An 11,131-nucleotide genomic window follows, 5' to 3' on the forward strand; every position below is an offset into this window, starting at 1 on the left:
CCGTCGCCTTCGCACGCGCCGCCTTCGACGCGGTCGTTGTTCGGCGGCGGCGTGGTGGTCTCGACCGGTGGTGTGGTGGTCTCGACCGGCGGCGGCGTGGTTTCGGGGCCGGCTCCGTGATTGGGGTTGGTGCAGATGCTGCCTTCGCAGGGCACCCAGGTGCCGTCACCGTTGGGATTCGGGATGGCGTTCGGGCCGATGTAGGAGCCCCGCGGGCAGCCCGGGTCCTGGTTCTTCGCGCAGTACTCGGCGCTGAGGCCGTTGCCGGTCGAACCGTCGGCACCACGTCGGTCGGTGGTCGGCGCGGGCGCGGGCACGGTGGTGCTGGGGCGATCGTGCGGGGCCGTTGTCGTGCTCGTGGCGGAGACGCTCGCTTTGACGCTGGTACTGGTGGCGGGTGCGGGTGTCGAGTTGTCCTTCGAGCACGCCGCGGCGCCCAGGACCAGGATCATTCCCGCGAGAACTGTCAAAGAACGCTTCACTGTCATTCCCCTTGTCATATCGGCGAACTCGGCTCCGATGGGTGCTACGCGCTCGGTGAAAGTTGCCGCCGTCAGCGGCACACCGCGTCACTTACCGCCTGCGAAACCGGCAACAGCGGACTGGCCTTGCCGCCGGTGGCTTCCACCAGGAACACCAGCGGGTAGGCCACGATCGAACACACCGGCGACGGGGACGCGGGAGTCGCTTGTGCGACACCGGTCGCGGTAACAGTGGCGGCGGCGAGAGCGCCGACGACGACTGCTGCACCCAGGAATTTGCGCATGATGTGACTCCTTGCTCTCACGTCGGGCCAGACCTCCACTCACGGGAGGAGCCCGCCCTCGACAGTTAACTGATGACTTGCCATGCCGATCTTACTGAACAGTAGACTTAAACATCAGACGTATGTCAAGATGTCCGAATCGCGTTTCTTCGGAGTGCTATTCCCTGACCAGAGCCATTGAAAGGAGTAGCTGACGTGCCCGATCTCCCCCGGATTGCCCGTAACACCACCCTGTCGCAGCGTGTTGCCGACGAATTGCGTTCTCGGATTTCCTCGGGAGAATGGCCGGTCGGAACCAAGATCCCGCCCGAGCCGGAGCTGATCGAGGCGCTGGGAGTCAGCCGCAGCACCGTACGGGAGGCGGTGCGGTCGCTGGCGCAGGTGCGGATGCTCGAAACCCGTCCCGGAGACGGCACCTACGTGCGGGCGGACAATCCGCTGCAATTTCCGCTGCTGGATCGGATCGCGCGCGCACAGGTGCGCGATGTCCTCGAGATCCGGGCCATGCTCGAGGAATACGCCGCCCGCCTGGCCGCGCAACGCTGCACCCCCGAGGGCGCGCGCAGGCTGCGCGAACTGCTCACCGGCATCGACACCGCTGCCGCGCAAGCACATTCATTCGCCGACCTGCTGCCTGCCGGGCTGGCGCTGTTCCGCGGCATGAGCGAGGTCACCGGCAACGAATTCCTCGCCGAGCTGTACCAGCACATGGCCGCCGAACCCGTCGACCAGCTCGCCGACAACCCAGTCGGCAACGCTTACCTCGCACGGTGGCGTGCGCAAATCGGCGACCTCGTTGATGCCATCGCCGACAACGATCCCGCCCGCGCCGAGCGGACGGTGCGCGCCCTGCAAACCGACGCCCTCCACGAAATGCCCTGACCTCCCGCGTCCCGGCACAGCCCATCTGCTGCTTCGACTCGAAAGGACCTGCCACACATGCGATTCGGTGTCTCGATACCCAACTACGGCGCGGCCGTCTCCCCCGACCGTCTCACCGCCTGGGCACAGGGCAGTGAGCGACTCGGTTTCGAGCTGGCCATGGTCACCGACCATCTCGCTCAGCCCGCCGACGTACGCCGGGCCTACCCCGAGGACTTCTACGAATCCTTCGCCGTGCTCGCCTATCTGGCGGCGGCCACATCCACGATTCGTCTCGGCACCTCGGTCGCCGTGCTGCCGCTGCGCCATCCGGTGCAGACGGCGCGCGCGATCGCGACCATCGACCAACTGAGCGGTGGGCGAATCGTTTTCGGGGTCGGCGTGGGCGGCAACGAACAGGAATACCACGCCCTGGGACTCGACTACGCCCGACGCGGCGCGATCACCGACGAATACCTCACCGCCCTGAACCAGCTGTGGACCGGCAGGAAGGCGAGCTTCCAGGGACAGTTCGCCGCCTTCGACGACCTGCTCGCCACACCCTCACCGCACCAGGAAGCCGGGCCGCAGCTCTGGTTCGGCGGCGGCGCCAAACCTGCACTGCGCCGGGCGATCACGCATCACGGCACCTGGCATCCAGTTTTTCCCACCCTCGAAACCCTGGACGCCGGCGCGCGTCACGCGGCCGGGCTGGCCGAAGCAGCGCGCGCACCGGCGCCGCGGATCGCACCCCGGATACGGCTGTCGATCACCGCTACACCCTGTCACGAACCCGACCGCCCGCTCGGAGTCGGCTCGATCGAACAAATCACCGCCGACCTCCACGAGCTGGCCGCACGAGAAATCGAGACCGTCGTGTTCGATCCCGTCCACCACCCCTTCTTCCCCGACGCGCCCGCCTCCCGCGACAGCGCCCGCGACGCCCACGAATGGGCCGCGATCGAACAACTGGCCACCGAGATCCTCGACCCCGCCTTTCACATGGAGCCTGTCGCCATCAACGCATCCTGACAGCACCGATTCTTCTGCCACACAGGAGGAACGATCGTGAACACGAACCAGAGCGCCGGCATCGACATCCGATTCCCGAGCAACGGGCTTTCACTCGCCGGGACCCTTCGCCTCCCCCGTACCTGGACGGCGGGCACACGACTACCCGCGATCGTGGTCTCGCATCCGTTCGGCGGCGTCAAAGCACAGACCGCGGGCCTGTACGCGGCCGAACTGACTGCACGAGGCTTCGTGACCCTCGCCTTCGACGCCTCCTATCAGGGTGAAAGCGAAGGCCTGCCACGGTTTCTGGAAAATCCGGCCGCGCGCGTCGAAGACATCAAGAACGCGGTGACGTTCCTGACCACCAGCCTCGAGATCGACCCCGAACAGATCGGCGCACTCGGCATCTGCGCCTCCGGCGGCTACGTTCCCTTCGCCGCCCAAACCGACCACCGCATCAAAGCGGTGGCCACGATCAGCGCCCTCGACATCGGCGCCATGTTCCGCGACGGACTCGGCGGCACCCAGCCACCCGACGTCCTCGACGCCATGCTCGACGAAGCGGGCGCGGCCCGCACGGCCGAAGCCCGCGGCGAACCACCGCGACTGGACCACATCATCCCCGACACCCCCGAACAAGCCGCTGCCGCACCGCCCATGGGCCGCGAAGCCTACGAGTACTACCGCACACCCCGCAGCGGCCACCCCCGATCGACCAACCGGTTCGTCTTCCGCAGCATCGACCACATCGCCCAATACGATTCCTACGACGCGATCGAGCGGATCTCTCCCCGACCACTGCTGATGATCGCCGGCACCGAAGCCGACACCGCCTACTTCAGCCGAACCGCGATCGCGCAGGCCCACGAACCCAAAGAACTCTTCTGGATCGACGGCGCCAGCCACGTCGACCTCTACGACAAACCCGAATACGCTTCTGTCGTGGCGGACAAGCTCGCGGACTTCTTCACCCACAACCTCATCCGATCGAAAGTCGCATCGACGCATCCGGAAAGGCGTGAACACCACCCTGCGCTGATCGTAGCGCGCGGGATCTCACATGATCAGTGCCAGAGTGCCTTTGATCGATCCGCTCGTCCGGGCAGCCAGGGCTTCATTGATACCGGTGAAGGGGTAGGTATTGGTCTGGAGAGTAAGGGTACCCGCGCCGAGTTCGGTGAGCAGAGTGTCGAACACGTCGTCGGGGACGTGGCGGCGGACCATGTTCATCGGCAGCAGAGCGACATCGGCGGCCAGCAGCGTCGGCAGGTCCACGGTCAGGGTCTTGCCACCGACATAGCCGATCATGACGACCCGGCCACCTGGCTCGATCGCCGGCAACACGGTGGGGACGGTGTCCCCGCCGACGGTGTCGAGCACGACATCGACGCCGCCGTGCTCGCGCAGCCGCGCCGCCAGATCCGCACCACCGGTGAGGATCTCAGCGGCCGCCGGGGGTACGGCGGCAGCGTCGGCCTCGTTGCGGACCAGAGCGATGACGTGAGCGCCGGCGCGGGCCGCAAGCTGCACGGTCATCGATCCGACGCCGCCGGCGGCACCGGTTACCAGCACCCGCTGACCGGGCTTGATGTCACCGACGGGCCCCGCCGCGGCCCACGCAGTGGTCATCGGCGAGTAACACGTCGCCGCCAGTGCCGCATCGACCCGCTCGGGGATCACCCGCAATGCGGACGTGGGCACGGTGACCCGCTGAGCCCAGGTGCCAGGCAGTTCGAGCCCGACCCCGGCACCCCGGATCAGTACCCGCCGCCCGCGCACCGCGGGATCACCACTGAGCACCCGGCCCACACCGGCGGTGCCAGGCGTGAACGGCAGCGTGGGTCGGTAGGAGAAGCGCCCCGACATCACCGTGAGGTCGAGATGGGTGAGCGCGGCGGCCTCCATCGCAACCACAGCCCACCCCCCGGCTGCCTCGGCCGCCACCTCGGCCTCCTCCACCACAACCGTCGTACCCCAATCGCGCAGTTGCGATACCAGCACCCGCGATACCTGCTCGCTCATGGCTTCGATCAAAACACGAGGCGTAGCCGCACCCAGCAGCAGGTACGCCGACGGGTCCAGGCGTTCGAGCCACGAACGTCTTCGATCACCGCATAAAGCAGGAAAACCAACCCGACGCCGAGCGCATCGACCCAGACAGTAGTTGACCACGCGCCTCAGGGCAGCTCGACGAATACTCGCAGGGCAAACTCAGCCATCGCCGTCCAGGGATACCGCACCTCCTGGAGCCCGCACGAAATCTGTCCCGGACAGTCTTGATCTATCCATCTTCAGGCAATAGCCTGGCTAACTGAATTTGAGTCAGTCTGGTGTCAGACTGCAGAGTGGAGAGTCCTAAATGAGTACCTCGGCCACAAAGTCGTAGCGGACCAGCGTCGCCACCGCAGTGATGGCGGTGACGACCGTGATGTACGCCAGCCGCGCGGCACCACAACCAGATGAGACAGTTCCGGTGCCGGTGCAGGCGGCACCAGCCGTTCCGCTGCCACCCGAGCTCGATCCCGGGTTCTACAACCCGCCGACGGCTGCCTTCGCGGCCAAGGCCCCCGGCGAGATCATCGCCGCCCGGCAGGTCAATGTGGCCAACGCCGGGCTGATCCAGTCAATGTCGACGCCTGGCAAGTGTCCTACCGATCGAACAATTCCCGAGATGAAGCCATCCCGCCGTCGCCACCGTGCTGAAACCGCGCGGGTCGACACCCACCAAACTCGTCTCGGTCCAGATCGCCGAGGACTCCCTGGGCGGCTACTGCGCACCCTCGTACGCGGTGCAGCAGTGGTCAGCAGCCGCGTTCGTCGGCCAGATCGTCGCCCCGCTCGAATTCATCATCGCCCAAGCCGCGCTCCAGCAGGGCTGGGCCGTGGTGATCCCCGACCACGAAGGCCCCAACGGCGCCTTCGCGGCCGGACCACTGGCGGGCCGGATCACCCTCGACGGCATCCGCGCCGCCCGCGACTTCGCGCCGATGCGACTCGACCCACAAACCCGAATCGGCATGTACGGGTACTCCGGGGGCGCGATCGCCACCGGACACGCCGCGGAACTACACCAAAGCTACGCACCCGACCTCAATATCGTCGCCGCCGCCGAAGGCGGTGTTCCCGCAGACTTCGGCCCACTGCTCAACATCGGCAACGGCCAGGTCTGGGCCGGCATGATCATGGCCGCCGTCCTCGGACTCGCCCGCGAATACCCCAACTTCGCCACTCTGCTCAACCGCGACCTCGACCTGCTCGGCAAGGCCTTTCAGCGGTCAAAGGCGGGCTGTGCGTGCAGTACAACACGGGATTGTTCCCCTTCCTGAACCTCAAGGGGCTGCTGCGCGTTCCCGAAGGCGATCCGATGCTCAACCCCGTCGTCCAGGACACCCTCGATCGGACTCGCATGGGCAAAGCGGTACCCGACATGCCGATGTTCATCTGGCAGGGCAACCCCGACGAACTGGTCCCCGTCGGCCCGGTCAACACCCTGGTCGACACCTACTGCCAAAACCCGGACGCCCGAGTCCAATACACCCGAGAGCACGCGGGCGAACACGTCACCACCGAAGTGTCCGGCAGCGCAACCGCACTGCTGTGGCTTCGAGACCGACTCGACGGTGTCCCCACACCCGCCGGCTGCCACACCTCCGACGACGGATTGATGGCCCTCGATCCAGCCGGGCTGGGGCTGCTGGGACAAATCTTCGGCGAAACCATCGCCTCGTTCTTCGGCAAGGCGATCGGCAACAACTAGACACAACACCACCTCACCGAACCGACCGCAACCGCTCCGAGCCTCAACCCGGATCCTCCAACCGGGTTGAGGCTCGATCTCGAAACAGAACCCTCAGCACCTCGACATCAAACATCAACCACCCGATCAACCACCCAGAGCCCCAACACATCCCGCCAGGGAAAATCGCCAGGCGCGTGCCAGAGCCCGAATCTGTACAACCGTCTAGGAGCAATAGGTGGGCAACCCAACGATCACAGTCCCATTCGCCCCACACTGAGGCTTTTTCATCCTTGGGCGGCTTGGATTTCGCGGTCCTGGAGTGCGTGAACGGCTTTGGCGAGCTGTCCGGCCTTGTGCGGGCAGCAGCGTAGCTTCCGCAGTACTTTCCAGCTCTTGAGACTACGCGCACCCGGTGAACGCGCCAACGCCCAGCTCAAGACCTGGAAAGTGCTGCGGAAACTACGCTGCTGCCCGCACCGGGCCGGGCAACTGGTCAAGGCTATCCACCTCCTGCAAACCCGCGAGCTTCAAGCCGCCACCCAAGGATGAAAAGGGCTCAGTGGTGGTTTTTATGCGGGGCGGGTTGTTGTGGTTACTGGGGCTGGGGCGGGGATTGGGAGGGAGTTGGCGGTGGCTTTGGGGGAGGCGGGGGCGTTGGTGGGGGCGGTGGATGTGGATGGGGTGGGGTTGGGGGAGACGGTGGAGAGGGTCAGGGGGAGGGGTGGGAGGGTTTTGGGAGTGGTGGGGGATGCGGCGGATTCGGAACGGATGCGGGAGGTTTCGGCGGAGGTGGTGGGGGCGTTCGGGGGTGTGGATGTGCTGATCAACAATGCGGGGAGGTTGTTTTATGGTGGGGTGGGGGAGTCGGAGGTGGAGGACTTCGAGGTGGTGATGCGGGCCAATTTGGGGGCGGCTGTGGCTAGTACGAAGGCGTTTTTGCCGTATGTGGTGGAGTCTTCGGGTGGGCGGATCGCGAATATTTCTTCGGCTTATGGGCTGATCGGGGTGGGTGGGGCGGCGCCTTATACGGCGGCCAAGTTCGCGGTGCGGGGGTTCAGTGAGTCGTTGCGGTCGGAGTTGCGGGGGCGGCCGAACGTGGCTGTGAGTTGCGTGTATCCGGGTGGGGTGAAGACGGGGATCGCGTGGTCGGCGTTGGCGGCGGCGGGGGTGGATGCGCGGAAGGCGGCGGAGCGGTTCGATCGGGTGGTGGCGCGGACGGAGCCCAGAGTGGCGGCGCGGGTTGTGTTGAACGGCGTCGCGCGGGGGCGCAGTCGTGTACTGATTGGAGCCGATGCGGTGCTCGCCGATGCGGTGGCCAGGCTCGCGGGTGGGCAGTACGAGAAGTTGATTCGGCTGGTGGTGCGGGGATAGGAGGGGCGGGAATGGGTGGGACGCGCTGGCTTTTGATCGAGACCTTCGGTGGCGGTGAGCCGACCGTCATCGGACTCGGCAGTGCGCCAAGGAAATTCGTGCCGTTGGCGCAGATGTTCAGGCACCGTGAGACATTGGCGACGTTGCGCGCCGCGATCGAGGCGACGCAGGCGGCATTGCGGCCGCTGGAGATCCTGAGTGGTGACGGTCGCCGGCGCACCGTCACCCAGCCGTTGCTCATCGACGACGAGCGCATGCACGCCGTGCTGGTGTGGTCTGGGCCGGTGGAGGAAGAGGTGCCGCCGCGAGATCCGGTGGGGGCCTGGTATTTCAACCTCGCGACCGGGCAGTCCACCCGTTCCAACGATCTGCTCGACCTCTACGGGGTGGCGCCGGAGAACCGGGCCCGCGACCATGCGATCGCGGGCGTGTTCACCCGTGTCATCACCAACAGCGACGAGTCGGACGCCCTGGCCAAGGTGGTCAGGTCGGCACCCGGCACCGAACACCAGGCGGTGTGGACCGTGCGCCGCGACGACGGTGCGCTACGGGCCGCGCACTTCTCCTGCCGGATGCTCGAAGAGCAAAGTGCCGCAGGCAAATCCGAAGTGCTGATGCGCGGCGTCACGCACGATATCGGTGACGCCTTCGACATCAGCGGTGCACCGCCGCCGGTCATTCTCGAGCACCGGGTACTCGACGCGGCGGCGGAGGAAGGGGAGTTCCGGGCCATCGTGGATCTGCGGACGCTGCGGCTGTTGCGCTGGATGGGGCCGCCGATGCCCGAGATCGCGTGGCAGTCGCTCGCCGGCGAGCCGGTCCCGGCCATCCACCCGGAGGATTTGCCGGCGGCGAAGACGATGAGCCGCGACCTCGCGCACGCCCGCACCTCCGCGCTGCTGAGACTGCGCACCCTCGACAACGGGTGGAAGCCGGTGCACGCCAGGGCCGTTCTGATGGCACTCGATCAATACACGACCGCCGCGCTCGTCACGGTTCGGGAGGCTGACCCCCGAACCCCGTGACACACAGCAAACAAACCACCGGCAATGTTTGTCGGATTGGTAACACCGCCACGCGCCTCGGACGCCGCCCGCTCCTGGTCGCGAATGCTCGCTTCGGAATGCCCTTCGGCACCTGGGATTTGCTGGATTGCCCGTGGTCAGCGCCACTCGATACACTCCGCACGTACGCACCCGCGTGAGCGGGAATCTTGCCGGTCCTCCCCGTGAGACCGCCTGGCGCGTCGATGATAGGCCCTGATCCGGAAACGCTTGGCGTGCACCGGAACTCCGGGCTGCTCGACGGACGGAGGGCGGCGTCATGTTCGATTCGAAGCCATGGAACGTGCGGGGACGGCGGCTGGTTCGCACGTTGCTGCGCCGATTCGCCCACCGCCTGCTGCGTCCCGGTGAGATCGCCGTGCGGCACCATGTCGTAGCAGCCGAGCTGGCCGGATCGGAGATCGTGCGAATCCCCTTGGACCGCTTGCACATCGAAAGCCTAGTGCGGATCTCCGGGGAGAACCCACGCCACATCGACGCCCTTGCCCAGGTCGCGGGAGCCTTGCCGCCGATCGTCGTGCATCGACCGTCCATGACCGTCATCGACGGCGCGCACCGGGTGCGCGCCGCCCAGGCGGCCGGGGCGCAGTGGATCGACGCGATGTACTTCGACGGCGACGAAGGTGAGGCCCTGCTGCTCGCGATCCGGCTCAACCGCCGCCACGGCCTGCCCTTGTCGGCGGCCGACCGCAAGGCCGCGGCCAAGCGGGCGCTGTCACTGTTCCCCGAGTGGTCGAATCGCATGCTCGGCGAGATGATCGGCCTCCCCGAGCGCACGATCGCCGGCATCCGCCGACAGCCGCACGTGATCGGACGCGTCCACTGGGGGCGGGAGCGCCGCACCGAACAGCGTCACGCCGGACAGTACTGCGGTGAGAGCACGGATAGCGTGACGCGCCAAGCTATCCGGACCGACCACTCGTCCGCCGTACCGCACGCCCATGCCCCGACCCAGTCGGCTCACTTGTCGACCTCAGTGGCCCATTCACCAGCCGCTCAGTCGGCATCCGCGGCTGGCCACGCGCCGAATTCTGCCGCCCAGCACACATCCTCAACAGTGGCGGCCGGGGACCCGACACTCTGGGCCGATCTCTTGCACACCCTTCCTCCCCAATCCGCCGCGCTCCTGGCGGATTTCGCCCGCCGCCAAGCCGACAACTGGGCCGCGCTCGCCGACGCCGCCGCCCGCCGCGCCGACGTGATAGCCGAGACCTCCGCCGCGTGAGCTGATTCGCGCGGACCGGGACGGAACGGGCATGGACCCGGGCGCGGCCAGTATCTTGCGATCAGGTGCGCCCGCGACCGGTTGGGCGCGCAGGTGATGTCGATGTTGGGTGTGTATGGCGGAGTTGGCGGAGGTCCGGCGGATCGAGATTCGGGGCGGGGAGGGAGTCCGTGCCGGCGAGGTGTTCGAGGAATGGGAGGCAGGGCTCTCCGAAGCGTATGTGCCGCTGGCGGTTTCGCCGACCGGTTCGGGGGAGTTCAGCGGTTGGATCACCCTGGGCAGATATCCGGGTATGGAGTTGTCCACTCTGGGGGCGAGCCGGCAGCGGGTGGATCGCACCAGATCGCTCATCGCCCGCACCGAGGACGAGATCCTGCACACCAGCATCCTGCTCAGCGGTCGCGGTCGTTTGCATCAGGACGGACGGGTCGCCGACGTCGGGCCGGGCGAGATGGTCTTCTACGACAGCACCCGCCCCTATCACTGGGAGTTCGACGTCGACTGGACGATGGCCGCGGTGCTGGTCCCACTGCGCAGGCTGCGCGACCGAACCGGCCTCGCCGCGAGTGAGGTCCCCACCGCTACAACGGTTCTGCGGGGCGGCCCGGCGGGTATGGTGACCGGTTTCCTACGCGATCTGGCGGAGCTGCAGAACACCCGGCCGGACCAGGCCGCGGCCCTGAGCGGATCGGCGGTGGACCTGCTGATCTCCGCGGTCTCCCTGACCGTGGGCCGCCCGGTCCCGGGCGAGGTCGCCGCCACGCTCACCGTGCGGCAGGTGCTGGAGTTCGTGCGCCGCCATCGCACCGACCCCGCACTCACCGTGGACGACATCGCCGCGGGTTGCGGGGTGTCGCGGCGCACGCTCTACCGCGTGCTGGAGCAGTTCGAGGGCGGCCCCGCCGCGATCCTGCGCCGCATGCGGATCGAGCTGGCTCGCGAATTGCTCACCGCCCGAAGGGATCTGCCGGTGATCGCGATCGCGCGCGCCTGCGGCTTCGCCACCGAACGGCAGTTCTATCGAGCGTTCCGGCTCGAAGCGGGCATGACCCCGGCCGCCTACCGTTCGCGGGGAGTCGCCTGATCGTTCG

At 67.0% G+C, this 11,131-nt stretch carries 10 protein-coding genes and 2 pseudogenes; 8 read left to right on the top strand and 4 right to left on the bottom strand.

Annotated features, from left to right (window positions below; all coding sequences use genetic code 11):
* Window positions 1–89: 89 nt before the first annotated feature.
* Together D7D52_RS39645 and D7D52_RS38270 are read right to left on the bottom strand one after the other, a co-directional pair.
* A pseudogene (locus D7D52_RS39645) lies at window positions 90–287 on the bottom strand (hypothetical protein); the annotation flags it as partial.
* 266 nt (window positions 288–553) lie between these two features.
* Complete coding sequence (locus D7D52_RS38270) at window positions 554–766, bottom strand: hypothetical protein (protein ID WP_162958737.1); 213 nt, start codon at window positions 764–766, stop codon at window positions 554–556.
* A 195-nt stretch (window positions 767–961) separates the two neighbouring features.
* Between D7D52_RS38270 and D7D52_RS33830 the strand changes: the two genes are divergently transcribed.
* Both D7D52_RS33830 and D7D52_RS33835 read left to right on the top strand, forming a co-directional pair.
* On the top strand, window positions 962–1,648 hold the full coding sequence (locus D7D52_RS33830) for a FadR/GntR family transcriptional regulator (RefSeq protein WP_162958738.1): 687 nt from the start codon (window positions 962–964) through the stop codon (window positions 1,646–1,648).
* Window positions 1,649–1,705: 57 nt separating this feature from the next.
* The gene (locus D7D52_RS33835) at window positions 1,706–2,659 is read left to right on the top strand and encodes a TIGR03619 family F420-dependent LLM class oxidoreductase (protein ID WP_120742978.1); all 954 of its coding nucleotides are present in this window, start codon (window positions 1,706–1,708) and stop codon (window positions 2,657–2,659) included.
* Between the two features lie 141 nt (window positions 2,660–2,800).
* On the opposite strand, the gene D7D52_RS40495 is transcribed toward D7D52_RS33835, so the two are convergent.
* Together D7D52_RS40495 and D7D52_RS40500 are read right to left on the bottom strand one after the other, a co-directional pair.
* The gene (locus tag D7D52_RS40495) at window positions 2,801–3,670 is read right to left on the bottom strand and encodes a hypothetical protein (protein WP_222932728.1); all 870 of its coding nucleotides are present in this window, start codon (window positions 3,668–3,670) and stop codon (window positions 2,801–2,803) included.
* Between the two features lie 27 nt (window positions 3,671–3,697).
* Window positions 3,698–4,663 (bottom strand): quinone oxidoreductase family protein, encoded by a 966-nt coding sequence (locus D7D52_RS40500; protein WP_120742980.1) that lies wholly within the window; start codon window positions 4,661–4,663, stop codon window positions 3,698–3,700.
* A gap of 406 nt (window positions 4,664–5,069) precedes the next feature.
* Here D7D52_RS40500 and D7D52_RS39655 point away from each other — a divergent pair.
* The 6 genes and pseudogenes from D7D52_RS39655 to D7D52_RS33875 all read left to right on the top strand — a co-directional run bounded on the left by D7D52_RS39655 (window position 5,070) and on the right by D7D52_RS33875 (window position 11,124).
* A pseudogene (locus D7D52_RS39655) lies at window positions 5,070–6,398 on the top strand (lipase family protein).
* 375 nt (window positions 6,399–6,773) lie between these two features.
* The gene (locus D7D52_RS33855; RefSeq protein WP_222932964.1) at window positions 6,774–6,929 is read left to right on the top strand and encodes a hypothetical protein; all 156 of its coding nucleotides are present in this window, start codon (window positions 6,774–6,776) and stop codon (window positions 6,927–6,929) included.
* A 39-nt stretch (window positions 6,930–6,968) separates the two neighbouring features.
* The gene (locus D7D52_RS33860) at window positions 6,969–7,751 is read left to right on the top strand and encodes an SDR family NAD(P)-dependent oxidoreductase (RefSeq protein ID WP_120742982.1); all 783 of its coding nucleotides are present in this window, start codon (window positions 6,969–6,971) and stop codon (window positions 7,749–7,751) included.
* 11 nt (window positions 7,752–7,762) lie between these two features.
* The gene (locus D7D52_RS33865; protein ID WP_120742984.1) at window positions 7,763–8,776 is read left to right on the top strand and encodes a GAF domain-containing protein; all 1,014 of its coding nucleotides are present in this window, start codon (window positions 7,763–7,765) and stop codon (window positions 8,774–8,776) included.
* A 298-nt stretch (window positions 8,777–9,074) separates the two neighbouring features.
* Complete coding sequence (locus tag D7D52_RS33870; protein WP_120742986.1) at window positions 9,075–10,040, top strand: ParB/RepB/Spo0J family partition protein; 966 nt, start codon at window positions 9,075–9,077, stop codon at window positions 10,038–10,040.
* Between the two features lie 115 nt (window positions 10,041–10,155).
* Window positions 10,156–11,124 (top strand): AraC family transcriptional regulator, encoded by a 969-nt coding sequence (locus D7D52_RS33875; RefSeq protein ID WP_120742988.1) that lies wholly within the window; start codon window positions 10,156–10,158, stop codon window positions 11,122–11,124.
* The last annotated feature ends 7 nt before the right edge of the window (window positions 11,125–11,131 follow it).

This window comes from Nocardia yunnanensis, assembly GCF_003626895.1.
GTDB classification, from domain to species: Bacteria; Actinomycetota; Actinomycetes; order Mycobacteriales; family Mycobacteriaceae; genus Nocardia; species Nocardia yunnanensis.